Origin of the sequence: Listeria innocua (assembly GCF_028596125.1) — a bacterium.
Classification (GTDB): Bacteria; Bacillota; Bacilli; order Lactobacillales; family Listeriaceae; genus Listeria; species Listeria innocua.
In genome coordinates this window covers 2,096,721-2,121,959 of the sequence record NZ_CP117229.1, presented here as the reverse complement: position 1 = coordinate 2,121,959, position 25,239 = coordinate 2,096,721, and the positions used below count along the sequence as shown (strand labels likewise).

Here is a 25,239-nt window from a genome sequence, read left to right as displayed (position 1 = left end):
TTATAAATAGGCGGCTTGGTGCTCATTTTTTTATAAGAGTTTGCAATTTTTTTCACAAATAAATTCTTCTAAAGGAGCTAAAACAGTGAGACAACTACAAGATGAAATTACTACTTTTCTAAAAGAACGTGATTGGTTAGATCAATACAATCATCCAAAAGATTTAGCAATTTCGTTGTCACTTGAAGCAGCAGAATTACTTGAATGCTTTCAGTGGAAAACAGATGAAATAGCGCTAAAAGAGAATCGGGAAGAACTTTTAAAAGAAGTAGCTGATGTGATTATCTATGCTCTTCAAATTGCAGAAAGTATGGGAGCGGACGGCGAGGAACTTGTTCGAATGAAGTTAGCAGAAAATCGTATGAGAACTTGGCCGAAAAAATAGAAAAAAAGCTGCTTTACCAAATAATGATAAAGCAGCTTTTTATTTTAATAGGAATAAGAACGTTTACGGCGTTTTTTGGAACGAATCATTGTAAAAATTCCTGCTATAACTAAAATAATAGAAATGATACATACACCAAAACCGATAAGTCCGGTAATGCTAAACGAAAAGCCAAAACCAATCAAACCAATCAGAAGTAACACTAAGCCAGCTAGTTTCATTTGAAAACTCCTTTCAGAAATCTTATCTCTATTATATAGGAATTATCTGAAAAAAATAAGACTTTAAAGATAAAAAATTTTTAAAGATGAAATGCATTGATAGAGCACCAGTTCGCATAAGTTGGAAATAGTCAAGACTGCAAAGGAAAAAAATTATCTGTTATAGTAAGAAAGTGAGAGAAGCAAGGAGGAAAACATATGGATTTTAAAGAGTATCAAATTTTAGCAAATAGAACTGCTGCAACACACGAACAGGCACTAACAAATTACGGACTTGGTATTACTGGAGAGGCCGGTGAAGTTGCCGATTTGATTAAGAAATATGCTTTTCATGGACATGATTTAGATAAGGAGTCTCTAACAAAAGAGCTAGGAGATGTACTTTGGTACGTATCGCAAATTGCTAAATGGGCAGATATAAGCATGGAAACAGTAGCAGAATTAAATATCGAGAAACTAAAGCGTCGTTATCCTCAAGGTTTTTCAAAAGAGCGAAGTAAGCTCCATATCGATTAAAAAAACGTTTGTATTTAAGAAAATTAATTTTCCTAAAATACAAACGTTTTTAGTTTTTTAGTGAGCTAGAAAACCTGCTAAATAGCGTATAAATTACATATTGGATAATCGAAAAGTAAAATACAAAATTCCAAAATGGCCAGTGAAAAACACTTAACATAATTTGCAATGAATCAATTGGCTGCGTAAGTAAATGGATGGAATGTAAACGAGAGAACCGTCCAATGTATATCGCATAACTAGATAATAAAATTAACCCAATCAAAAGTAATTGATAACTTAGTAAACTAGTCCAATTAAATCGTCTTCTTATTTCAGCAAGCATTTTTGCGAAAGACCAGAATCCAATAAATAATCCAAAGAACACACCGACGATAATATAAGTGAAATGTCGCCATAACCAAGGTGCTGTTGAAAGTATTCCTTCTGCCCCGTAAATTTCTAAACGTTGTAAATGAAGTAAATCAGTTAAAAGATACGGTGCATTTGGGAAAAATACTAGCCAAACAATCCCTAGTGGCCAAAAAATCCACCAGACGCGAGGTTTTTTTGTGAGAAATACAGCTATTTCGAAAGGTATATAAGCAAGCCCGACATTTAAAATTAGAAAAGTGTAAGTATCTGCAGTGAAATGCAGCACAAGAAAGTATCCGAGTAAGAACGCTCGGCAAGTCCAAATTGCTTTCGTCATGAAATAGTCACCTCGTGTTTGCTATTGTATCACAAATCGAGGTGACGAGGACATCTTAACCTGCTAAATGAAACAAAAGTACTAAAGCTAGACCAAATGCTGAAAGGAAAACAGAACCGATTAACGCCGCAGCAAAAGGTTTTCCACCCATTTTTCCGAACGATGGCAAGTGGACATTTAAACCGAGTCCGCCCATTGACATAGCAATGAGGAAATATGCACAGATGACAAGAAAATCGGTTACAGATGTTGGAATAATCCCAAAGCTATTAATTGCACTAGTTGCTAAAAAGCCGAATATAAACCATGGTACAGGAAGTTCCGCCCATGAAAAGCGATTTTTAGTCCCAGCATTAACCATTTTTGCGACAACAAAGCAGACTGGAACAAGTAAGGCTACACGTGTTAATTTAACGATAACCGCCATATCGACAGCAGATGAGCCGCCTGGATCTGCAGCTGCAATAACGTGGGCAATTTCATGAAGTGTAGCACCTGCAAAAATCCCATAACCATCTGGTCCAAGTGGCAGAATTGGATAAATCAACGTATAGATAACGGTGAAAATAGTTCCAAGTAATGCAATAATCGTAGCAGCGACAGCCGTTTGGTTGTTATCAGCTTTTACTTGTGGAGAAATCGCAACTACTGCAGCCGCACCACAAATCCCCGTACCACAAGCGACCAAAATAGCTAGTTTTTTATCCACTCCAAAAAGTTTAGCTAAGAAATAAACAATAGTAATACCAAAGCTTAGGCATAAGGCAGCAATTAGAAACACTCGCCAGCCAGCATGATAAATATCAACTAAGTTCAAGCGAAAACCAAGTAAAATAATCCCGGCACGAAGAATGACCTTGTTGGAAAACTGAATACCAGTAAACCATTTTTCCGGAACTGGGAAAAGTGCACGAATGATAATACCAATTAAAATAGCAGTTACAAGTTGTCCGAGAATCATTAAAAATGGTAACTTCGCTAAAAAATAAGATAAGGTAGCAATACAGAAAGTAAGCGCAATACCATACCAAAAAGTCTTCGTTTTAAATAAAATTTGACTCATATTCATCCCCCTTTCGTTTATACTTTTACTTTACCATTCTTGATTTTATTAGTAAAATTTATATTAATTATATTATTGATAAGTTATTTTTATGGAGGTGTTACGATGGACGAGGCATTAAGAACATATATCCGAGTAGTAGAATTGCAAAGTTTTACAAAAGCAGCTGAAGAATTACACATTTCGCAACCCGCAGTATCATTGCAATTAAAGAAATTAGAAGAGCTTTACGAAACAGAACTTATATACAGACAGGCTAAAAAGTTTATTTTAACAGCAACAGGAGAAATTTTATACCACCGTGCCAAGCAATTAGAAGGACTATATAAACAAGTGGAAGATGAAATAAGTTTATATCACCATCATTTAAAAGGTCGACTTCGCATTGGTGCTAGTTTTACGATAGGAGAGTATTATCTGCCAGAAGTGATTGCGAAATTTCATGCCCTTTATCCGGATATTACAATAGAACTTATCATTGAAAATACCGCAAAAATTGCTGACAAAGTTGAACTTCTTCAAGTGGACACAGGGCTGATTGAAGGCCAGGTTAGTAAGAAAGATTTAGAGATAAGTGCTTTTTCGGATGATGAAATGTGTATCGTTGGTCGAGCAGATGGTTCGCATACAGAAATCGAGCAAGGGGCGACTTGGATTGCGCGAGAAGAAGGTTCAGGAACGCGTGAATATTTGGATCATGTATTAAGTACCAATGGCTGGAATGTTGCTGAAAAAGTTGTTGCCTGGAGTAATATGGCAGTTAAACAAATGGTTCTTGAAGGGATGGGCTACACAGTTATTTCTAAGTGTGTTGTTCAAGCAGAAATTACAGCGGGAAAACTGCAGACATTTAATGAGGCTGGGAGCTTAATGCGGAAGTTTTCGGTACTAAAAAACAGACAAAGACTTGAAAATCGAATTGCTGAAACCTTTTTAACATTTTTAAAGGAAAATCGGTAAATAAAACTAGCTTTTTAATTAACTAGTGATTACAATGAGAAAGAATACATTTTAGAAAGGGAGAAGCAATGAAAGAATATTTTATAGATCGTTCCTATAAGGCTTCTATGGGGATTGCGAATGCGGTTCTTGTAACGCTTGGAATTGGACTTCTTTTGCAGACAATTGGGCAGATGACAGGACTTTCATTTCTTGTAACGGTTGGCGCAATTGGTAAAACGATGTTAATTCCGGGAATTGGTGTTGGTATTGCGATGTGCTTGCACGCAAATACGCTTGTGACGATAAGCGCGGCAGCCTCTGCTGTTATTGGCGGCGGGGCAGTGGCGGCGTTAGCTGGTGGTGGAGTTGCTATTACTAGCGGAGAACCAGTCGGAGCTATTTTAGCTGTTATTGTTGCAGTTTGGACTGGGAAAAGGGTGACTGGGAAAACAAAATTTGATATGATTTTAATTCCTGGTGTTTCACTTCTCGCGGGCGGACTAAGCGGTATTTTATTTGCAAAGATTATGGCACCGATTTTGGCTTCTGTAAGTCTTGGAATTAGCTCGTTAATTGGTGGCTCACCGCTGATTTCATCAATGGCTATCGCTTTTGTGTTTGGACTACTTATTCTTAGCCCGGCTTCCTCTGCTGCGCTCGCAATTGCGCTTCAACTGGATCCAACAGCAAGTGCTGCAGCGTTAATTGGTTGTTCGGTTCAATTCGTGTCATTTGCGGTATTAAGTTACCGAGATAATAACTGGGGTGCATTTTTTGCCCAACTTATCTGTACACCCAAATTACAAACACCCAACATCATTAGAAAACCCAGCCTTATGTTAGTACCACTACTAACAACACTGATTGCTGGACCTCTTGGCGTGATGGTGTTCCATATCCAAGCCGCAAGTGAAGTCGCTGGTCTCGGATTATGTGCCTTTGTTGCACCACTTTATTTAATAGCAAATTACGGATTCAGCACACTGGCTGCTTTTATTTTGGTAGCAGTTGTCTTGCCAGGTGTTATTGCACTTATTGTCAGACCGTTTCTAATTAAAAAGGAACGCTTGAAAACAGGTGATTTAACGATTGAATTGCAGTAAATTCAGGTAAAAAGTAGGGCTGTATAGTCCTACTTTTTATGTTGCAAAGATAACTATACATATTGTCGTTATTTTTTCAACATGTCAGCTAATTTCTTCTGTTACAACTATCTTTCTTGTAACAGAATGTACACATTTTTTTCGGAAAAATCATATCTAAATGGAATTTTTTCGTGTAAAATATAACATTGTAAGCAATCAAAATTAAAGAGGTTCAAATTATGGAAAAAAGTGGATTTGTTGCAGATCCTATATACGCAGAAATCAAGAATGAGATTATGACTAACACTTTGGAAAATGGCGATAAAGTGGACATAGAAGACATCATGAAACGATTTCAAGTCAGCAAACGAGTAGCTTTTGGTGCGCTCCAATGTTTACATAAAAGTGGTATTATTTGCAAAAACTCTGGAGAAAAAGGTTTTTCAGTGGCAATTCATAGTGAAGCTGAGCATCGCGAAAAATCTCGTTTAAAGTTAGCTTTTTTTCATCTCAATTATGCGGTACAAAAACTTCAAGAAAAAAACGCAGAAGTATGCGCAACGTGTCTTCGTAACGAGTTAGTTTATATTAAGCTAGCTGCTAGGGAGCAAGATATAAGTGTATTTAGTAATCACGTGAAAAACTTTTACGGTTGTATGATTCACTATACTGGAATGCCAGCACTTGAAAAAAATATCGATATTCTTAACCAGACAATTTTAAATATGAAGGATAACAATGAAAAATTGTGTTTTGAAGCTTTTATGATAGATTTAGCAGACTCACTAGAACAGTTAGTGCTCTCTTTAGAAGCGAAAGATTTTGAAAAATGCCACTTAGTCATTCAAAAATTCTACGATAAAAATATCTCAATCTTATTTTCCTAATCGAAAAACCCCGTATGGCAAATTCGCCACACGGGGTTTTTCTTTTCGGATGAGCTTGTCTTGCCACTCATCTGATGGGCCGGACCATGTCTGGATGTTTCTGAATAAACATACAACATTCGGAAAACGGTGAGGCATTTTCAAACAAGTAGGCGAATTCTTTGTCTTGCTACTTACTTCTCAAGATATTCTAACTTACGAATAAATGAGCGCCCGTAACTTGCTTAAATAGTGGCCATGAATGATACGATACTTTATTCGCTTATTTACCAATGTAGTGAGGATAAAAAATATTGATAAACGAGCGACGTAACGAAATTCCGTCTTCCTACAACTAAGTTAGCGTAAAGTCCTTGACGCGGCGTATACTCCTCGCCTTCCTCCTGTAAACTAACCATAGTTGCTTGACACTAAAATCCTTCACCAGACGTTTTGCCGGCATATGACAAAGCTGAGAAAAAAATCAGCTTGTACACCAAGTTTTTGTCATTCGCATCACCTTTTTTTGTTCGTTGTACTCTATATATAACCGTTCTAAATAAATGTAAACGCTTTATCCTAAAAATGATTATAAAGTCATAGTCCTAGCTTTAAATAGGGTCTTTTGTCAGAGGAAATAAGCCATTAAAATATCATCTACATACTTACCTTGAATAATAAACTCTTTTTCAAGTCGACCTTCTTGTTTAAAACCATTTTTTTCATAAAAACGAATTGCCTTTTGGTTAATTGACAGCACCCGTAGCGAGATTTTTATAAAACCTTTTTCGCGTGCGACTTCTTTCATTTTGTCCATTAAAAGTTGACCGATGCCTTCGCGCTGATAATCTGGGTGAACGGCAATATCTATCTCTACTACATGTTTATTGGAGGGCAGTGGGATAGGGGATTTATAGCCGAGAATGCCAATTATTTTTTCATCTTTTTCAACGACTATTTTGGAGCCAGGTGGATTCTTTAATAAAAATTCAGCTTCACTATCGAAATGGACATCACCAGGAGTCGTCCCAGGCGTCCACACTAAATGTTCTAATTCAATCATTGAAGCCGAGTCTTTTCTTTTAGATAGTCTGATTTGCATAATTTACCAACTCTCTTTATTTTCTTTTCGCGTAGGAAAGGGAGGTTTTCCAAGTTTTCCATAGGCCGTCATTACTGTAAAGCAGCACATTTCCTTGATAAAGACGAACAGTTAAGAAAAATGCCCCAACGACACTTGCGACTAAAATTGCTAATGAACTAAAAATACCAACCGTTGAAACAGATAATAAGTCCATCCGCGCTAACATCATCATCGGTGAAAAAGTTGGAATATACGAGCCGATAATAACAAGTAAATTGTCCGGCGCATTAGCAGCTGCAATGGAACCCCAGTAACCAATAATAGCGAGAATTGTCATTGGATAAATGAACTGAGCTACTGTTTCTACATTTGGCACCATCGATCCGATCATTGCTGCGAGTAAAATGTATAACAGTAAACCTAAAATAACAAATACTAAGTTTAAAACAAGATAGTAAGCTGGAAAAACAGCAATTTGATCTAAAACATTTTGGACCATATCCGTATTTCGTCCAGCAATAAGAACGATGGCTCCGCAAACGACATAAAAGCCAATTTGGGTGAGAAGCATGAAGATAATGGCTGTTAGTTTAGCAAATAAGTGCGTTCTAGCAGATACACTTGATAAAATAACTTCCATTATTCGTGTGCCTTTCTCTGTCGCGATTTCAGAAGCAACAATATTTGCATAACTCATAACGAAAATAAAAATAACAAGTGTTAAAATCAATACTGCTGCGCTCATAACGTCTTTTTCATGGTTAGTCAATTGATTATTTGATTCTAAATCATTTGTCACTGAAACAGGAGAAGTAATTGATTGTAATTGCTCATTGGTGATTTTATAGGCGGCCGCTTTTTCAGCAATCTTTGTTGCGGTGAGGTCTTCTGTTAAACGGGTTAAAACATCTTGGCCTGCTGTTTCTTGCGTGGTATAAACTGCACTAACCGTGTCATTTTTTTGTGTAATAGAGACGAATCCGTCAATTTTACCGTTTTTTAGAGCGGACTGGGCGGATTTTTTGTCTTTAATGTCAGTATTTACTTTAAAATGGCTCTTGTCTTTAGCGAGCGACTGGGCGAAAACCGGATCATCAGAGAGTACAGCAATTTTTGTAATAGTTTTAGCAGAGTCGAAATAGTCTACCATTTTTGGAATGCCAGCAATCAATGCGGCGATTAAAACAGGAAACAAAAGTGAAATTAAAAATGATTTGGTTTTGACACGTCTTTTGTAAACTTGCTTTGTTATCACCCAAAATTTACTCATTAGATTCCCCCGCTTTCCATTTGAAAATTTCTTCAAGCGTTGGAGCTTGGAGGCTGAAAGTTTGGATGAAGCCATCCTTTGTCACATATTCAAAAATCTTTTCTGCATCTGTTTCGTTAGCAATTTCAAGTTGGAGAACGCCGTCACGATGCTGTTGGACATTTAGCACACCAGGCAAAATAGCTAGTTCTTCTGCCTTATGAGTAGATTCAATCAAAATACGTTTGCGACCAAAAACAGATTTCACGGATTCAGTCGTACCTTGAAGCACCGTACTTCCTTTTTTCAGCATTAAAAGAGAATCACAAAGTTCTTCCACATTTTCCATCCGGTGACTCGAGAATATAATCGCTGCTCCGGATGCGCGCAGGTCGAATACAAACTTTTTCAAAATCTCTGCATTAACAGGATCCAGCCCGCTGAATGGTTCATCTAAAATAACTAGTTTAGGTTGATGAATGATCGTGCTTAGAAGTTGTATTTTTTGTTGATTTCCTTTGGATAATGTTTTAATTAAGTCCGTTTTTTTACCGACAATTTCTGCGCGTTCCAACCAGTTATCGATTTCTGCTTTTATTTTTTGCTTCGGATAACCTTTTAGTTCAGCAAAAAAAATTAATTGTTCTTCAATCGTAACATTAGGATATAAACCGCGTTCTTCTGGTAAGTAGCCAATGATATTTGGATCTATTCTGCTTACTTCCTTACCATCCCAAGTGATTTTTCCTGAAGTTGCTTCTAAAAAATGTAAAATTAGCCGGAAAGTAGTTGTTTTACCAGCACCATTTTGACCAATTATTCCGAGTATTTTCCCTGGTTCTACTCGAAAAGATAAATCATTAACTGCGATTTTTTCCCCAAACTTCTTCGTAACATTATGTAGTTCAAGTGTCACAAAAGCACCCCTTTCTGAGTCTTCTCAAATTTCATTATACGGTTTTACTAGAAGATTGTCTTCTTAAAAGGGAAGTTTATTTCTAAAGCTACGTTCACAATCTTTGCCAAAAAATTGTCTAGTGTAGTGGACATAACTTGTTGTAACCGTTTTCTTTTATTTGTGTATAATAGACCGTAGAGGGAGGTGATGAAATGCTTCTAACCAAAACGGAGCGTGCATTAATTAACTTATTTTTAACGAAAAATGATTTTTTAACAGCGAATCAACTTGCTCTAATGCTCGAAGTTTCCTCTAAAACAATTTACCGTAAAATTAAAAATATCAATAGCGCCACTGATGAAAAAGAGATTATTATTTCGGAAAAAGGCCGCGGTTACAAACTAAATTATAAAGCATATATTCAGGCGAAATTAGAAACAACCAGTGATATTTTCGGTTATACACCATCCGAGCGTCGTGAAAAGATTTTACTTCAAGTATTGTTTAAATCACCTAAGTACTTAAATATTGCCAAACTATATGAAGGTTATTACGTTGGTTATAATTCGATAAAAAATGATTTTACGCTTTTAAATCAATCTATCGAGAAATACCATTTAGCTCTTGAAAAAAAGCAAAAAGAAATCCGTGTTGTTGGTACAGAAGAAAACATTCGTATCGCAATCAATGAAGTCATCAACAACTTAGACTTATCTAGTTACGACGATTTAAAGACAGAATACAGCAATCTCAATAATGCCGATGTACAGTTTATCGTTAGGCAAATGGAAATTATTGAAAATAAGTTAATGATTAGCATTCCGTATCCGTATGATATTAATATTTTTTCCCATTTGTACATTCTAATTAATCGTTTTCGCCAAGGAGAAGTGGAAGATTTTGACGAAACAAACGAGACTTACTTAGTGACAAATGAAAAATTGCATACTATTGCTGTAGAAGCCATTGAATCAATCGAACAATACTTAAAAATGAAATTACCTAAGCGTGAAACATTCAACTTTTTACAATACTTAATATCTTCTCGGTTTAATCATGAAATTGAATTAATCTCGAGTAATGTTTTACCAATCGTGGAGGAAATGACTGATTTTTATATTAATCAAGTTGCCGCGAAAATCGATATGCCTATTAATAAAAAGCAATTAAAAATCGAATTACTTAGTCATATGAAGCCAATGGTGAACCGAATGAATCATCAAATAAACATAAAAAACAACTTATTAAGCGATATTAAATTAGAGTACGGACAGCTGTTTGACATTATTAAAGAAACCGCTCGGGATGTGGCGGAGACCTTTAAGTTAAATACCATATCAGATGATGAAGTCGGTTATATAACGATCTATTTCGCCAAACACATAGAAGAGTCACCTCTTGTAAAACGAATTATTATTATGTGTTCAAGCGGTATCGGAACGTCAGAACTTTTAAAAGTAAAGGTCCAAAAAGCTTTTCCAGATGTCGAAATAGTAGACGTTTTATCATCTACTAGATTCAAAAATAGCTTGCAAGACTATCAGAATATTGACTTTATTCTAACAACAATCAACGCAGAAAGTACAAAAGAAATCCCTTCATTACTTGTAAGCGCGATGTTTACAGAAAAAGATAAAATGATGGTGAAAAAATTGATGGAAAGTTTATAGGAGGCGAATCGATGGATATTCAAGAATTAGATATAAGCAAAGTAATAAGTCCAGCACTTGTAAATTTAGAGTTACAAGCAACGACAAAATTAGAAGTAATTGAAGAATTAACAGATTTACTTGTCGAAACAGGTGCAGTAGCGGACAAAAAAGCTTTTATAGCGGATGTGTTGTACCGCGAAGAAGAAGGTAAAACGGGGCTCGGGGAAGGTGTAGCAATTCCACACGGGAAATCAGCAAGCGTCATAAATACGTCCATTGCTGTCGGTAGAACAAAAACCCCGGTAGAGTGGGAGTCGCTTGATGATAAACCAGTCAATATCATTATCCTTTTCGCTGTGAAAAATTCAGATGCTACGACAACACACATTAAGCTGCTTCAAAAAGTAGCGATTTTACTCGCAGATGATGAGGTGATAAGTCAGTTTCAAACTGTCCCAACAAAAGAAGCTTTTATTAAATTGTTAGCAAAAAACCAAGATTAGGAGGAGTTTGACATGAATATTATTGGAATTGCTGCTTGTACATCAGGAATTGCGCATACGTATATCGCAAAAGAAAAACTAACGAAAGCTGGTATTGCACTTGGACATACTATTCATATTGAAACACAAGGAACAATTGGGATTGAAGACGAACTTTCAGCAGAGCAAGTAAAAAATGCGGATGTCGTTATTATCGCAGCTGACATTAAAATTAGTGGCAAAGACCGTTTTAAAGGGAAGCGTATTGTCGAAATACCCACAGACTTAGCGATTAAAGCACCAAAACAAATTATTAATAAAATAGACAACGAAATAAATAACTAGGGAGTGAACTGGCATGATGAAAAAACTGCAAATCAAAAAACATGCACTTACAGCGATTTCGTATATGTTACCGTTAGTTGTTGCCTCGGGGTTACTTATTGCCATTGGAAATTTAACAAATGGGCAAGTGATTGAAAACTATAAAGCACCGTATTCTGTTCCAGATGCACTCGTTTCTCTCGGTGTTCTTGGTATGGGATTACTTGCGCCAGTTATTGCAGGAGCGATCGCCTATTCGATAGCAGATAGGCCAGGGATTGCTCCTGGATTGTTAATGGGACTTATCGCCAACTCAATTGGTGCAGGGTTCTTGGGTGGAATGCTCGGCGGGTACTTAGTAGGTTATTTTGTACTAATACTAGTGAAATATTTAAAAGTACCAAAGTGGGCACAAGGTTTAATGCCAATGATGATTATTCCGCTTATTAGTAGTTTAGTTATTGGATTGCTAATGTATTTTGTTGTAGGTGTACCAATCGTTTGGGCCACGGAGGCGATGACAAGCTTCTTACAAGGAATGCAAGGAAGCATGCGATTTGTTTTCGGAGCAGTGCTCGGTGCTATGGCGGCATTTGATTTCGGTGGACCGGTAAATAAAGTAGCTTCTTTATTCGCGGATGGATTACTGCTAGAGGGAGTTAAAGAACCAGAAGCCGTAAAAATTCTAGCTTCGATGGTACCGCCATTTGGAGTAACTCTATCTTGGGTAATCTCGAAATTAATTAAAAAGAGAAAATATACAAAATCAGAAGAAGATAATATCAAAATCGCTTTTCCAATGGGAATTTGTATGATTACAGAAGGCGTTATTCCGATTGCTGCCGTTGATCCGATACGCGTCATTATTTCTTGTACGCTTGGGGCTGCAGTTGGCGGAGGACTTAGTATGACATGGGGTATTGGCTCACCAGTACCATCAGGCGGAATGTTTATCGTCCCGGCAATGAACGAACCAATTTTATTCTGCTTGGCACTATTGATTGGAACTTGTGTGACCGCAGCAATGCTACTAATCTTAAAACGAGAACCAACAAAAGAAGAAGAGTTAATTGCAGATCAAGCTATAGAAGAGGAAGAAGTCGATTTGTCTGGAATTAAAATTTCATAAGGCGAGGAGATATAAAAATGTATGTTTCGATGAAAGGGATTTTAAAGCGTGCAAACGAAGGGCGTTACGCTGTCATGGCAATTAATTGTTTTAATTTAGAAACAGCGCGTGCGGTCATTGATGCCGCTCAAGAACTCCGTGCACCAATTATTATTGACTTGCTCCAAGATCATTTAACAAGCCACTTAGGAAGCCGTTTTTTAACGAAACCTATTATAAAAATGGCAGAAGAAGCAAGTGTAGAAGTAGCGATTAACTTAGATCACGGGCAGGATGTTGCCATCGTAAAGCAATGTTTAGAAGATGGTTTTTCAAGCGTGATGATGGATGCTTCCAGTTATCCTTATGAAGAAAACGTTGCAATTACGAAAAAAATGGTCGAATTTGCAGAAACTTATAACGCTAGTGTTGAAGCGGAAGTTGGAAATATTGGCGCTGTGACAGGGGATCATTATACAAATCAAGCTATGTATACGGATCCTAAGGTAGCTATCGATTTTGCTAACCAGACTGGAATTGATGCGCTCGCAATTTCTTACGGCTCTTCGCACGGTGATTATCCAGAAGGGTTTACGCCCGCTTTTCAGTTTGACATTGTTCGAGAAATTAAAGCCGCGACTAATATGCCACTTGTTTTACACGGAGGTTCTGGTTGTGGTGAGGAAAACATTTTGGAATCCATTCGGCTTGGTATTAATAAAATCAACGTTGGCTCAGACTTCATGAAAGCTCAAGTCGATAAAATAAAAACTAATTTAAAAGAAACGCCAACGATTAATTATGTCGACTTAATTAGCGATACGATTACAGCTGGCAAAGAAGTTGTAAAATATTATATTCAATTATCCGGTTCTACTGGAAAATCACTTTAAAAGGAGAAATGAACACATGTTAGTAAATATGAAGCAATTATTAGAAGTAGCCAAAGAAAATAAATTCGCGGTAGGAGCATTTAATGTAGCCGATAGTAATTTTTTACGCGTAGTGGTAGAAGAAGCTGAAAAAAACAATGCTCCAGCGATTATCGCCGTGCACCCAACAGAACTTGATTTTACAAAAGATGATTTTTTCCAGTATGTTTTAGCACGAATTAAAAATAGCCCAGTACCATTTGTCCTTCATTTGGATCACGGTGATAATATGAGTGATGTGATGCGAGCTGTTCGCTGTGGTTTTAGTTCTGTCATGATTGATGGCTCACTATTACCATTTGAAGAAAATATTCGCGTAACAAAAGAAGTCGTGGATGTTTGCCACCGATTAGGCGTTTCCGTAGAAGGAGAGCTTGGAACTATTGGGAAAACTGGTAATAGTATTGAAGGTGGCGTTAGTGAAATTATTTATACGAAACCGGAAGAAGCGGAAGAATATATTTCGCGAACAGGTGTCGATACGCTCGCTGTAGCTATTGGAACGGCTCATGGGATTTATCCAAAAGACAAAGAGCCTAAATTACGCCTCGATATTTTACAAGAAATCAAAGACCTAGTTAATATACCGCTCGTGCTCCATGGTGGCTCGGCAAATCCTGACGCTGAAATTGCTGCAGCAGTTAAAATTGGAATTCAAAAAGTCAACATTTCCAGTGACTATAAATATGCTTTCTATAAAAAATGTCGCGAAATTTTAAGTACAACGGAATTATGGGATGCTAACGCGATTTATCCAGACTGTATTGATGCTGCAAAAGCAGTGGTAAAATATAAAATGGAACTATTCCAGTCTGTTAATCAAGTGCAAAAGTACCAATTAGCAGGTACAGCAGCTTGGCGGAGTGACGAAATCTAAACAGAAAAAACTAAGAGTAGCTACTACTCTTAGTTTTTTTCTATAATATTGCGAGTAAAGCTTCTGCATCAATCAATTCTTGTAGCTTTTGGACATCATTAATGCGCCAAGGCTTTTTTTGTGATTCTAAAATCCCTTTTTCACGTAGATTACTAAGCACTTTGGATGTGTAACTTTTTGAAGTGTTCGAGTTGTCAGCAAGGATTTGATAGGTTAAAAATTTAGGCAACTCGACTGCTTTTTCAGAAACACGTAAGCCGTAATCAATCATCGTATTTAAAGAAAAATAAATACTTTCGCGGGAACTTAATTTTTCTTGGACAGCGATGACATAAAGCCTTCTTCGCGTTTCAGCAAGTTGATGTAGCATTATGTAATTTCTAGGGTCTTCTAATTCCATCATTTCCTTGAAAAAATGAAATTCGATTTTCCACCAAACTACATCTGTTAGCGCTATTAGCATCATGTGTTTAGGAATATCCTCGGTATATACAGGGAGATGGGGAAAGGCGCCTTTTTGTAAGATATAAGAGAAGTTATGTTTATTCGTCCCTTCAAAAACAAGTTTCATAAAGCCATCTTCTATTATGTAGATATATTTTCTTCTTTTGTCAGATGTAATAACGGTTTCTTTCGGGAGGCGTTCTTGGATACAATATTTATTAAAGCCAGGACTTTTTTTTAGTAATTTAAGTATATTATTAATAGAAGTAAATTGATCCAACGTTTCTTTCAAATACATATGACTTCCCCCTTTTTACCTTAAATTCCCTTATTATTCTACAGTAAACGTAATCACAAATATTCTTGTAGGAGCATATTTTCCACAGAATAACCTTCATAAAAGAACAATTAGGCTAGCTACAAATATTCATAAAAGGTTCATAATTAGCTGGAAAAACAGGTGAAAACTACAATATTAGTCAAAAATAGTATTCAGTTAAATACTATTTTTGGCTTAAATATCAAAGTAATAATTTTGAACAAATTTAGGCGTTATCTAACAAGGAATATAATATAAATATCAAGAAAAACAGAGAAAATAATTTACTTAGTGAATAAGTTTTAAATGTGACGAAAAAGTCAAAAATAGTTGCTAAAAGGTGGAAGTTTGGTTTTGTTGTTGGGTTTCTTTTAAAAGTGTTTGGTAGTATCATCACTTGTAAGAAGCCACTCATCGCATTGTAAAACTATTTGCTTAAGACACAAAATAGAAATGAGATGACAAGACATGCAATCGCTATTTGAAGATTTATATAGTAAAAAAGTATTAGAAGAAGAATTTGGTTATAAACGATTTTTACAAACTTTAATTGATAACAAGATCCCGTATAAAAAAACAAAAATTTCAACCAATACAATTTTATTAACAGAAGATATTATAAATACAAAGGTTTACTTTATTGAAAAAGGGATTGTTTCATTAGAAAAGGAGAAAAATATAGTAAGCTTTCTAGGCTCCAACCAAATTGCTGGGTTAAATGACTATTTTATGGCGGAAGCTAATGTCTATACAGCAAAAGTCATCGAAACGGTTACAGCGTATGAATTCGATAAGGAGGATATCTTTTGTTCGATTATTGGGATGCAAGAGGGGTGGCTCTATTTATATCTTAATAATCGTAATCATGAAAATGTTTTAATCGCGAAATGCAACTTAATGCGTGGGAATGGAGAAAGTCGATTAAGGGAGTCTTTAGAACAATTAGGGAGTTTTTTTGGAACAGAAAAAGAAGGCGTGGTTCGTATTCCAAAGTGTTTTACAAGGAAGTTAATTGCTAATTACGCCAACCTTTCCGTACGCTCGGTTACACATTTGTGTGGAAAACTGATAGAAACTGGTTTTTTAGCAGAAAATTCGAAGTCTTTTATTTTGTTAAAAAATTACGAAGGCAGCTGCAGTAGAATTCGAACTAAAGCAACATCTACGTAGTGAAACGAAAAAATCATTTAGCATTGTTTAAATGCTAAATGATTTTTTTGTATAAAAAAACAAGAAAAGAATTCTTTTCTTGTTCATTAAGGATGAGCCGTGCTGGGTTCGAACCAGCGACCCTCTGATTAAAAGTCAGATGCTCTACCAACTGAGCTAACGGCTCTAAATATGACTGGGCTAGCTGGATTCGAACCAGCGCATGACGGAATCAAAATCCGTTGCCTTACCGCTTGGCTATAGCCCAATAATAGAAAATGGTGGAGGGGAGTGGATTCGAACCACCGAACCCGAAGGAGCGGATTTACAGTCCGCCGCGTTTAGCCACTTCGCTACCCCTCCGCTATAAAATGCCGACTGCAGGAATTGAACCTGCAACCTACTGATTACGATTCAGTTGCTCTACCAGATTGAGCTAAGTCGGCGAAGAATCGCTCTCTCTGCTGGCAAATCGAAATCTCTTGCATAATTAATTCTTTAAAACAGATACTAATACATGATATAACATTTTTAGTATTTTTACCAGCTTTTTTTTCAAAAAAATGAAATTTATTTTTCAAGCTGCTTTTTTTGATTAAAAGTGACCCGTACGGGATTCGAACCCGTGTTACCGCCGTGAAAGGGCGGTGTCTTAACCGCTTGACCAACGGGCCATTTAAATAAAAGTTTTTTACCGCTAGAAACTATTATATAAAAAAAGGTTATCATTTGTAAATACCCAAATTAAATTCTTTTTTTTCTGAAAATAAAAGCATGAAATACGGGTTATTTATCTTATTAATGGGTATGTATATTGAAAGGCATAGGAAAAAAATATTTAGCTGGAATAAACGAAAAAGGAAGCTCTATGAACGACTATTCGAGTAGGGAATGATTAGGTGTATAAAATAATACAAATTAGTATTACAATCTAAAATCAGCTGTGCTATAATGTGTCTGGTCAACTTGGAGTTAGCTAAAAAATCACATAAAAAAGGTAGGGAATATAATGGCATCGCCGCTAAAAAGATTATTAATCGGCCGCCCTCTGAAAACATCAGAAGCTGGAGACCAAAAATTGGGGAAATTAAAAGCTTTAGCCGTTCTGTCGTCAGATGCACTTTCTTCTATTGCATATGGTACGGAACAGATTTTGTTGGTACTTGTGACTGTGAGTGCTGCAGCTATGTGGTATTCATTACCAATCGCACTTTGTGTCCTTGTTCTTTTGTTTGCACTGAATTTATCTTATAAACAAATTATTTACTCTTATCCGCATGGTGGTGGAGCATATATTGTTTCAAGAGAAAATTTAGGAAATAACGCTGGATTAATTGCCGGAGGATCTTTACTAGTAGATTATATGCTTACAGTTGCTGTAAGTGTGTCTTCAGGTACAGATGCAATTGTCTCAGCAGTGCCATCATTATATCCTTTTGCAGTGCCAATAGCCGTATTACTTGTTGTTGGTGTAACAATCATTAATCTTAGAGGAATCACTGAATCAGCTAGTTTACTTGCCATTCCAGTCTATTTATTCGTTTTTTCTATTATCGCTCTTATTTTTACAGGTTTATTTAAAGTATTAACTGGTATGGATGCAAGTCATGAAACAGCCGCAGTAGGAACTCACGTACAAGGTGTAACAATCTTTCTACTATTAAGAGCATTTGCTTCCGGATCGGCTTCTTTGACTGGTATTGAAGCTATTTCAAATGCTGTGCCTTTGTTTAAAGAACCGCGACCTAAAAATGCGGCTAAGACATTAACCTTAATGGCCGGACTACTAGGTTTCTTCTTTGTAGGGATTACGGTTTTAGCCTTTGTTTATGGAACTGTACCCGAATTGAAAGTAACGGTGCTATCACAAATTGCTGAAAATGTATTCGGCAGAAACTTTATGTTTTATTTCATTCAAGCTACAACGGCACTTATCTTAGTTTTAGCAGCTAATACAGGATTTTCAGCATTCCCAATGTTAGCTTTTAACTTAGCTAAAGATAAATTTATGCCGAGAATGTATTTAGCTAGAGGGGATCGGTTAGGCTATTCCAATGGAATTATTACTCTAGCAGTGGGATCTATCTTGCTAATTATATTATTTAAAGGGAAAACAGAGTTACTAATTCCGTTATATTCTGTAGGGGTTTTCATACCATTCACTCTGTCGCAAACAGGCATGATTGTAAAATGGTGGAAACAGCGTCCGAAAGGCTGGAAGAAGTCTTTATCAGCTAACTTACTTGGTGCGTCTATTTCATTTACCGTGCTTCTAGTATTATTCTTAACGAGAATTGAATCAGTATGGCCTGTATTTGTATTTATGCCGATTATGATTTATGTTTTCCATCGTACTAGACACCACTATCGTAAGGTAGGACCACAACTTAGAATTGACGAAACAATGGACTTGCCTGACTTCAAAGGAAATGCCGTTATCATTTGTGTGTCGGATACCACCAAAGTTGTAGAAGGAGCATTACAGTATGCTAAGTCTATTGGTGATACAGTCATTGCTGTTCATATTTCTATTGATAAAAAGCAGGAAAAAGAATTTGTTGAGAGATGGAATAGAGTTCATCCGGAAGTGCGTATGGCTAATCTTTATTCTCCGTATCGATCGATTTCAGATCCATTAATGAAATTTATTGATACAGCAAAACAAAAAGCAGATCAAGACAACTACTCACTTACGGTGTTAATTCCACAATTTATCCCTAGAAAAGGGTGGCAAAACGTCCTTCATAATCAAACAAGCCTATTGATTCGTACAAGACTTTTAATGAAAAGAGATGTCGTTGTTTCGACATATCCATATCATTTAAAAGAATAACAAGAGAAAAACGGAAGAGACCTTCGGGGGAAGAGGGGGATGCTCTTCCGTTTTTATAATGGAACAATATAAGCATAGCTGGATGAAACGGATTTGTAAAAAGTGGAAAATAAGATTTTAAGAGCACAAAAAGAAAGAAAATGCTTTTTTACCCTAAGCAAAAACCTTCTTTTGCGAGCAGAAAACGAAAATAAATTCCATTTTAAGCCAAAAAAAGATTTTTTCATGAAAAATAAAAAAAGTTGCCCGCTATAAAAGTGGGAAACTTTTTTTGTATATATTATAAAAAATACGAAGCTATAAATGAATCTATCATTAAATAAAAAGTAATACTTATATATAAAAATGAATAAATATTAGCTGTATGCAAAATAAGTAAAAGGACTTAATTAATGTTACAAAGTGGTAACAAATTTTTCTTTTTGATGAATTCAGATTGAGTGGATTTTTAGTGGGTAGTAAAAGCCCTACATAGAGCCATTCTCACTTTTTTGAGCTAACTTTGAAATTCCTTCCAAGCCTTGAAAAAAGCCGATTTTCGCGTTATAATTTCAGTAGTTGATAGGAGTCATTAATTTAGTAAAGGAGCGCTTGGGATGCAGGAACAGGACATTAGGTATTATGTACTACCTACTATTATCGTTTTTATATTGGGAATCGCTGCTATGAATACATCTAGTTTTCCATTTATTAGTTTTCTGACAACTACGCTCGTGGCTATCGCTATTGGAGTTTTAATCGGCGGAGCACATCAATTATGTCGCGTTATTATTAAAGCTTATCAACAAACAAAGGAACGCAGAGTTTCTCAAAAAAAGTGGCAAACACTTTAAAATGAGTCATTACATAATTATAATAAACCAAGCATTTTCGCGTTTTTGGGGAGAATGCTTTTTTTGTGGGTTAATTCTTATTTTTTTTTGTGTAAAAGATGGTACAATAAGGAAGATTATGAATGGAGGAGGTTGGAGATGGCGACTTTAGCAGATGTTGCGAAACGGGCAAATGTCTCCAAAATGACAGTTTCACGAGTTATTAATCATCCAGATCAAGTCTCAGATGAACTGAAAATGCTTGTTTATAGCGCAATGGAAGCTCTAGAGTATGTACCAAACTATGCTGCTAGGGCGCTTGTTCAAAATAGGACACAAGTTATTAAATTTTTGATTTTAGAAGAAATTGATACAGTTGAACCTTATTATATGAATTTATTAACAGGAATTAGTCGAGAGTTAGATAAGTATTATTATTCGCTTCAACTCGTTACACAAAGATCCAGGAATATTGGAGCTTATGACGGGCTTATTGTCACGGGAATACGTGATAAAGATTATGAATTAGGACTTTTAGATATTGATAAACCAGTTATTTTTTATGGTGAGAATAAACGCGGCTATGATTCTATAGATGTAGATAATAAAAAAGGAACGGCGCTTGCAACGGAGCACGTGGTAGAAATTGGCTTTTCGCGCATTGTTTTTTTAGGGATTGATTTACTTGATGAACAATTTATGAAATCACGTTTAGAAGGTTACGAAGAAGTGGTGCGAAAACATGGACTTGAGCCGGAAAGTTATTTTATTGCAAATAGCTCGAGTGTTGCCGAAGAAAAAGCATTTGAATTATTACGTTATAACTCAGAAAAAATTGCGATTGTGTGCGCATCGGATCGAATCGCGATAGGTGTTGTTCGTGCAGCAGCAGCTTTTGGTCGTCGCTTTGGTGAAAATATTGCTGTAACAGGCTTTGATGGTGTTTTCTTAGACCGGATTTCTTCGCCGAAAATCACTACCGTTCGATCACCCGTTGTTGAAATGGGAGAAGAGCTTGCAAAGATGTTACTTGCTAAAATTAATGATCATGGAAAACCTCAAGGAAACCTATTATTTACTCCAGAATTACTGATACGAGCTTCTACAACTGGAAAAGAAGAGTAATAAAAACGCTAGGAATCTTTATTCCTAGCGTCTTTTTTATTTGAGTAAAACTGGTAGAAATGCAATGAAATCAAAAATGAAGTGAACGATGAAAGTAACCCAAATGGAGTTGGTTTTTTTGAATAAGTAGTTCAAAATGAGTCTAGCTGGTGCTAATGTAATGATGCATTGTAGGAAATTAAAATCATAAGAAGTTAAGTGCCAGGTTGCAAAAAGCAAGGCACATAATAAGGAAGCTTGCCAAAATTTCCAATTCCATTTTTTCCAAGCGGCGTAGAGTAAACTAATCGATAGCAATTCTTCGCCAAGTAACATGAACGGAATACTTGTAAAAACATAAGACCATGTAAGCACACTGTTGATACCATTTTCAGTAGTACTTCCTGCAAAGTAAGCCCAGGCAATGTTGAAAATAGAGCTGATAATAATTAATGCTGGAGCACCAATAATTATCCATTTGAAACTAAAATGTTTAAACCAATCGAGAAATTCTGCTTTAAGTATGATAAAAGCAATAATTCCCATGCATAGTGCATTGAAAAACGCGCCTATGAATTCTAACACTCCAATATTGGAAATGATGTGTGGCAAAAGAAGAAAAAGAACACCAATAATGATTGCGCTGGAAAATAACCAATACCCTTGTTTTTTTAAGCTTAAAGTATTTTCCATTTTATCCTCCTTTTAGACCTTAATAATGACTCTCATTAGTCCATGAGTTATTATAGCTCTTTACTTTAAATCAGTAAAGTTACTAATTTGTCACTTTAAAGGAGGAGAGAGAATTGGCTTTCTTCTATAATATTTTACAGTGCCGAAAAATCTTGTTACCGTTAACGAGCGAGAAAAGGTTGCAAACGCTTTAATGGAAATGCTAATTTGAAATAGAACGATAGGTGATATAGGAGGAGAAAAAATGGAAAAAGCAGGGATTTATCATCAACCAGCGAGTAGCTATGCTTATAGTTATGACGCTAAAACACTACATATTAGAATTAGAACGAAACGCTTAGATATTAGCAAAGTTACTTTAATTGCTGCCGACCCTTACTTATGGAAAGACGGAAAATGGCAAAGTGAATCTTATACAATGCGCAAAATTGCAGAGACCGAAGAGCATGATTATTGGTTTTTCGCGATAACACCAGAACATAGACGCCTTCAATATGGCTTTTTACTAACAGATACAGAAGGAGAAACAACATTTTACGGCGGACGTGGCTTTTTTGAGCCGACTGAAGCGAATTTAGCTACGATGGATTATTACTTTAAATTTCCGTTTATCCATGCAGTAGATACTTTTGAAGCGCCTGAATGGGTTGGAAATACCATTTGGTACCAGATTTTCCCAGAACGTTTTGCAAATGGTAACCCGGCTATTTCCCCTGAAAATGCCTTGCCGTGGGGAAGTAAAGATCCGAATACAACAGACTTTTTCGGTGGAGATCTTGAAGGAATCATTCAGCACTTAGATTATTTAGCAGAGCTTGGCATCAATGGGGTATATTTAACGCCTGTTTTTGAAGCACCGACCAACCATAAATACGACACAATTGATTATAAAAAGATTGATCCGCATTTTGGTGATAAAGAAACCTTTAGAAAATTAGTTCAAGAAGCGCATAAACGCGGTATTCGTATTATGCTTGATGCAGTGTTTAATCATATTGGGGACACTTCTCTAGAGTGGCAAGATGTTGTCGAGAAAGAAGAAAAATCCGCATATCGCGACTGGTTCCATATCCATAGTTTCCCTGTTCGTCAAAATGAAAATGGCAATATTGAAGGACAACCAACGCTTTCCTACGATACATTTGCATTCACGACACATATGCCAAAATTAAATACTGCCAACCCAGAAGTTCAGAAGTATCTATTGGATATTGCAACTTACTGGATTCGCGAATTTGACATTGATGGTTGGCGCTTAGACGTTGCTAATGAAGTTGATCATGCTTTCTGGAAAGAGTTCAAAAAAGCGGTCCAAGCGGAAAAAGAAGATATTTATATTCTTGGTGAAATTTGGCATGATTCGTGGATTTGGTTGCTTGGAGATGAATTCCACGCCGTAATGAACTATCCATTTACACAAACGATTATTGAGAACTTTATTGAAGAAAAAATCACTCCAGAGCAAATGGTTTCTGGTATTAATGAACAATATATGCGCTATCCAAATCAAGTGAATGAAGTAATGTTTAATATGCTTGATAGCCATGATACGGCGCGTATTTTAACACGTGCTAATAATGATGAGGATAAAGTGAAACAAGCGCTTGCCTTCATGTTCGCGCACACTGGTTCGCCGTGTATTTATTACGGTACTGAAATCGGCATGGACGGCGGAAATGACCCTGGTTGTCGTAAATGTATGGAATGGGACGAAACAAAACAAAACCAGGATATGTTAGCATTTACGAAAAAATTGATTGCGCTTAGAAAAGAAAATCAAGCAATTATTACATCCGGCGAATTAAATTGGCTAGGTGCAAGTAGCGAAACGGGCATTACAGCATTTTCTAAAGAATTAAATGGTGAAAAACTGCATTTCCTTTTCAACCAAGCAAAAGAAGATAAGGATTTCACAATTTCATTTGAGAATACAGCGACAGATATTTGGAATAACCGAGCTGTAACAGAAAATCTTGTTGTCCCAGCAAAAGGATTTCTTGTTATTAAAGAAAACAGCTAAATCAATGGCGTAAAGGAATTTTTCACATGTTTACCGAAAAAATGTTGTTATCGGTAACATGTGAAATCTCCTTGTAAACGCTTTCGGAATCAGCATATAATAAATGCATAGGTTAACCTAATTCACAAACTTAAAAAAAAGAATTGAAAAAAGATGGGGACTTAGAAATCAGACATTAAAGAGCGGCTTTTTTCATAAAGAGGAGGAAAAGTAAATGAAGCGTTTCAAAAAAGTGGGAATAGTTTCGGCGGTTTTAGTAATGGCTTTAAGCTTAGCAGCATGTGGTGGTGGAAAAGACACTAGTAAATCTGGCTCATCTGATGAAAAAACATTAACCGTTTCCGTTGACGCACGCTACAAAGACTACGTGAACAAAATAAAAGGTGATTTTGAAAAAGACAATGACGTGAAAGTAAAAGTAGTCGAAAAAGACATGTTCGAAACATTAGAAGCTCTTCCACTTGATGGCCCTGCTGGAACTGCTCCAGACGTAATGATGTCCGCATTTGATAGAATTGGAAGCTTAGGCCAACAAGGACATTTAGCTGAAGTAAAACTTGGTAATAAAGACGATTACGATGAAAAAGACCAAAAACAAGTAACAATTGACGATAAAATTTACGGCGCTCCAGCAATTATTGAAACTCTAGTACTTTACTACAATAAAGATTTACTCGACAAAGCTCCAGCAACATTTAAAGATTTAGAAACACTTTCAAAAGATTCTCGTTTTGCCTTCACTTCTGAAAAAGGAAAAAATACTGGTTTCTTAGCAAAATGGACTGATTTCTACTTCTCATACGGACTACTTGCAGGATACGGCGGTTATGTATTCGGCGATGAAGGTACAAATCCAAAAGACATCGGTTTAAACAATAAAGGTTCTGTTGAAGGAATTACTTACGCAACAAAATGGTTCCAAGATGTATGGCCAAAAGGTATGCAAGACAATAAGAGTGCAGATGACTTTATCCAAGATCAATTTGTTAAAGGTAAAGCAGCAGCAATTCTAGGCGGCCCTTGGTCAGCAGCAAACTACAAAGAAGCAAAAATTAATTACGGCGTAGCAAAAATCCCAACACTAAACAATGGTAAAGAGTATTCTCCATTTGCAGGTGGTAAAGGTTGGGTTGTAAGTAACTATTCTAAAAACAAAGATGTAGCTCAAAAATGGTTGGATTATGTGACTAACCAAAAAAACCAAGAAACTTTATATGATATGACAAATGAAGTACCAGCTAACTTAAAAGCACGTGATACAGCGAAATCGAAAAATGACGAATTAACTAATGCCGTTATCGAACAATACAAAAATGCGCAACCAATGCCAAATATTCCAGAAATGTCGGAAGTTTGGACAGGTGCTGAAAACTTAATGTTTGATGCAGCTTCTGGTTCGAAAACTCCGCAACAATCAGCTGACGATGCAGTAAAAGTAATTGAAGATAACGTAACGCAAAAATATACTAAATAATAATGATTTGGCGGGG

General features: G+C 36.2%; 25 protein-coding genes and 5 tRNA genes. 17 read left to right on the top strand and 13 right to left on the bottom strand.

All coding sequences use genetic code 11. From position 1 onward, the window contains the following. Window positions 1-85: 85 nt before the first annotated feature. Complete coding sequence (locus tag PQQ29_RS11110) at window positions 86-385, top strand: nucleotide pyrophosphohydrolase (RefSeq protein WP_045552839.1); 300 nt, start codon at window positions 86-88, stop codon at window positions 383-385. Between the two features lie 44 nt (window positions 386-429). Here PQQ29_RS11110 and PQQ29_RS11105 read toward each other — a convergent pair whose 3' ends face one another. Then, window positions 430-606 carry a hypothetical protein gene (locus PQQ29_RS11105; protein WP_003722274.1) on the bottom strand — a complete coding sequence of 59 codons (177 nt, stop codon included), beginning with the start codon at window positions 604-606 and terminating at the stop codon, window positions 430-432. Window positions 607-804: 198 nt separating this feature from the next. Here PQQ29_RS11105 and PQQ29_RS11100 point away from each other — a divergent pair, with 198 nt between their 5' ends. After that, window positions 805-1,122 (top strand): nucleoside triphosphate pyrophosphohydrolase family protein, encoded by a 318-nt coding sequence (locus PQQ29_RS11100; protein ID WP_003763449.1) that lies wholly within the window; start codon window positions 805-807, stop codon window positions 1,120-1,122. A 49-nt stretch (window positions 1,123-1,171) separates the two neighbouring features. On the opposite strand, the gene PQQ29_RS11095 is transcribed toward PQQ29_RS11100, so the two are convergent. After that, entirely contained in the window at window positions 1,172-1,813 is a 642-nt protein-coding gene (locus PQQ29_RS11095; RefSeq protein ID WP_010991090.1) for a DUF1361 domain-containing protein, read from the bottom strand. Between the two features lie 55 nt (window positions 1,814-1,868). Continuing rightward, window positions 1,869-2,876 carry a YeiH family protein gene (locus PQQ29_RS11090; RefSeq protein WP_003724569.1) on the bottom strand — a complete coding sequence of 336 codons (1,008 nt, stop codon included), beginning with the start codon at window positions 2,874-2,876 and terminating at the stop codon, window positions 1,869-1,871. Window positions 2,877-2,981: 105 nt separating this feature from the next. On the opposite strand from PQQ29_RS11090, the gene PQQ29_RS11085 reads away from it, so the two are divergent. From PQQ29_RS11085 to PQQ29_RS11075, 3 genes are all read left to right on the top strand, one after another. Next, window positions 2,982-3,836, top strand: coding sequence for a LysR substrate-binding domain-containing protein (locus PQQ29_RS11085; RefSeq protein ID WP_010991089.1), 855 nt, complete (start codon window positions 2,982-2,984; stop codon window positions 3,834-3,836). 68 nt (window positions 3,837-3,904) lie between these two features. After that, the gene (locus PQQ29_RS11080; RefSeq protein ID WP_010991088.1) at window positions 3,905-4,921 is read left to right on the top strand and encodes a PTS sugar transporter subunit IIC; all 1,017 of its coding nucleotides are present in this window, start codon (window positions 3,905-3,907) and stop codon (window positions 4,919-4,921) included. Window positions 4,922-5,142: 221 nt separating this feature from the next. Further along, the gene (locus PQQ29_RS11075) at window positions 5,143-5,790 is read left to right on the top strand and encodes a GntR family transcriptional regulator (protein ID WP_003763445.1); all 648 of its coding nucleotides are present in this window, start codon (window positions 5,143-5,145) and stop codon (window positions 5,788-5,790) included. A gap of 607 nt (window positions 5,791-6,397) precedes the next feature. Here the strand turns inward: PQQ29_RS11075 and PQQ29_RS11070 are convergent. The 3 genes from PQQ29_RS11070 to PQQ29_RS11060 are packed head-to-tail and all read right to left on the bottom strand — an operon-like array spanning window position 6,398 to window position 9,018. Then, complete coding sequence (locus tag PQQ29_RS11070) at window positions 6,398-6,871, bottom strand: GNAT family N-acetyltransferase (RefSeq protein WP_003769736.1); 474 nt, start codon at window positions 6,869-6,871, stop codon at window positions 6,398-6,400. A gap of 16 nt (window positions 6,872-6,887) precedes the next feature. Continuing rightward, window positions 6,888-8,123, bottom strand: a complete 1,236-nt coding sequence (locus tag PQQ29_RS11065; RefSeq protein ID WP_187983891.1) for an ABC transporter permease — start codon at window positions 8,121-8,123, stop codon at window positions 6,888-6,890. Continuing rightward, window positions 8,116-9,018, bottom strand: coding sequence for an ABC transporter ATP-binding protein (locus PQQ29_RS11060; protein WP_003769733.1), 903 nt, complete (start codon window positions 9,016-9,018; stop codon window positions 8,116-8,118). Before PQQ29_RS11060 ends, PQQ29_RS11065 begins: the two co-directional genes overlap by 8 nt. A gap of 194 nt (window positions 9,019-9,212) precedes the next feature. Here PQQ29_RS11060 and PQQ29_RS11055 point away from each other — a divergent pair, with 194 nt between their 5' ends. Genes PQQ29_RS11055 through PQQ29_RS11030 form a run of 6 tightly spaced genes read left to right on the top strand, consistent with a single transcriptional unit; the run spans window position 9,213 to window position 14,375 of the window. Then, a complete protein-coding gene (locus tag PQQ29_RS11055; RefSeq protein ID WP_072238979.1) occupies window positions 9,213-10,670 on the top strand; it encodes a BglG family transcription antiterminator in 1,458 nt (485 codons plus the stop codon). A gap of 11 nt (window positions 10,671-10,681) precedes the next feature. Continuing rightward, window positions 10,682-11,155: a PTS sugar transporter subunit IIA gene (locus PQQ29_RS11050; RefSeq protein WP_003769729.1), complete on the top strand. Its 474-nt coding sequence runs from the start codon at window positions 10,682-10,684 to the stop codon at window positions 11,153-11,155. 12 nt (window positions 11,156-11,167) lie between these two features. Then, a complete protein-coding gene (locus PQQ29_RS11045; protein WP_045553931.1) occupies window positions 11,168-11,479 on the top strand; it encodes a PTS fructose transporter subunit IIB in 312 nt (103 codons plus the stop codon). A 16-nt stretch (window positions 11,480-11,495) separates the two neighbouring features. Continuing rightward, entirely contained in the window at window positions 11,496-12,587 is a 1,092-nt protein-coding gene (locus PQQ29_RS11040) for a PTS fructose transporter subunit IIC (RefSeq protein ID WP_077918186.1), read from the top strand. A gap of 17 nt (window positions 12,588-12,604) precedes the next feature. Continuing rightward, a complete protein-coding gene (locus PQQ29_RS11035) occupies window positions 12,605-13,459 on the top strand; it encodes a class II fructose-bisphosphate aldolase (protein WP_187983892.1) in 855 nt (284 codons plus the stop codon). A 16-nt stretch (window positions 13,460-13,475) separates the two neighbouring features. Then, a complete protein-coding gene (locus tag PQQ29_RS11030) occupies window positions 13,476-14,375 on the top strand; it encodes a ketose-bisphosphate aldolase (protein WP_003769725.1) in 900 nt (299 codons plus the stop codon). A gap of 40 nt (window positions 14,376-14,415) precedes the next feature. On the opposite strand, the gene PQQ29_RS11025 is transcribed toward PQQ29_RS11030, so the two are convergent. Further along, on the bottom strand, window positions 14,416-15,117 hold the full coding sequence (locus PQQ29_RS11025) for a Crp/Fnr family transcriptional regulator (RefSeq protein ID WP_033532831.1): 702 nt from the start codon (window positions 15,115-15,117) through the stop codon (window positions 14,416-14,418). A 489-nt stretch (window positions 15,118-15,606) separates the two neighbouring features. On the opposite strand from PQQ29_RS11025, the gene PQQ29_RS11020 reads away from it, so the two are divergent. After that, window positions 15,607-16,308: a Crp/Fnr family transcriptional regulator gene (locus PQQ29_RS11020; RefSeq protein WP_033532832.1), complete on the top strand. Its 702-nt coding sequence runs from the start codon at window positions 15,607-15,609 to the stop codon at window positions 16,306-16,308. A 93-nt stretch (window positions 16,309-16,401) separates the two neighbouring features. Here the strand turns inward: PQQ29_RS11020 and PQQ29_RS11015 are convergent. The 5 genes from PQQ29_RS11015 to PQQ29_RS10995 all read right to left on the bottom strand — a co-directional run bounded on the left by PQQ29_RS11015 (window position 16,402) and on the right by PQQ29_RS10995 (window position 16,961). Further along, window positions 16,402-16,474: transfer RNA gene (locus tag PQQ29_RS11015), tRNA-Lys, on the bottom strand. A gap of 9 nt (window positions 16,475-16,483) precedes the next feature. Next, window positions 16,484-16,555: transfer RNA gene (locus tag PQQ29_RS11010), tRNA-Gln, on the bottom strand. A gap of 11 nt (window positions 16,556-16,566) precedes the next feature. After that, window positions 16,567-16,650: transfer RNA gene (locus PQQ29_RS11005), tRNA-Tyr, on the bottom strand. Window positions 16,651-16,659: 9 nt separating this feature from the next. Next, a tRNA-Thr gene (locus PQQ29_RS11000) sits at window positions 16,660-16,733 on the bottom strand. A 156-nt stretch (window positions 16,734-16,889) separates the two neighbouring features. Further along, window positions 16,890-16,961: transfer RNA gene (locus PQQ29_RS10995), tRNA-Glu, on the bottom strand. Window positions 16,962-17,296: 335 nt separating this feature from the next. Here PQQ29_RS10995 and PQQ29_RS10990 point away from each other — a divergent pair. From PQQ29_RS10990 to PQQ29_RS10980, 3 genes are all read left to right on the top strand, one after another. After that, window positions 17,297-19,120 (top strand): APC family permease, encoded by a 1,824-nt coding sequence (locus PQQ29_RS10990; protein ID WP_003767874.1) that lies wholly within the window; start codon window positions 17,297-17,299, stop codon window positions 19,118-19,120. A 596-nt stretch (window positions 19,121-19,716) separates the two neighbouring features. Then, window positions 19,717-19,953 carry a hypothetical protein gene (locus tag PQQ29_RS10985; protein WP_003769712.1) on the top strand — a complete coding sequence of 79 codons (237 nt, stop codon included), beginning with the start codon at window positions 19,717-19,719 and terminating at the stop codon, window positions 19,951-19,953. A 138-nt stretch (window positions 19,954-20,091) separates the two neighbouring features. Beyond that, window positions 20,092-21,057, top strand: a complete 966-nt coding sequence (locus PQQ29_RS10980) for a LacI family DNA-binding transcriptional regulator (RefSeq protein ID WP_003763422.1) — start codon at window positions 20,092-20,094, stop codon at window positions 21,055-21,057. Between the two features lie 36 nt (window positions 21,058-21,093). Here the strand turns inward: PQQ29_RS10980 and PQQ29_RS10975 are convergent, their stop codons facing one another. Next, the gene (locus PQQ29_RS10975) at window positions 21,094-21,729 is read right to left on the bottom strand and encodes a CPBP family intramembrane glutamic endopeptidase (protein WP_003763419.1); all 636 of its coding nucleotides are present in this window, start codon (window positions 21,727-21,729) and stop codon (window positions 21,094-21,096) included. Window positions 21,730-21,973: 244 nt separating this feature from the next. Here PQQ29_RS10975 and PQQ29_RS10970 point away from each other — a divergent pair, with 244 nt between their 5' ends. Then, entirely contained in the window at window positions 21,974-23,749 is a 1,776-nt protein-coding gene (locus PQQ29_RS10970) for a glycoside hydrolase family 13 protein (protein WP_187983893.1), read from the top strand. 214 nt (window positions 23,750-23,963) lie between these two features. Beyond that, window positions 23,964-25,223, top strand: a complete 1,260-nt coding sequence (locus PQQ29_RS10965; RefSeq protein WP_003731928.1) for an extracellular solute-binding protein — start codon at window positions 23,964-23,966, stop codon at window positions 25,221-25,223. Window positions 25,224-25,239: the final 16 nt, after the last annotated feature.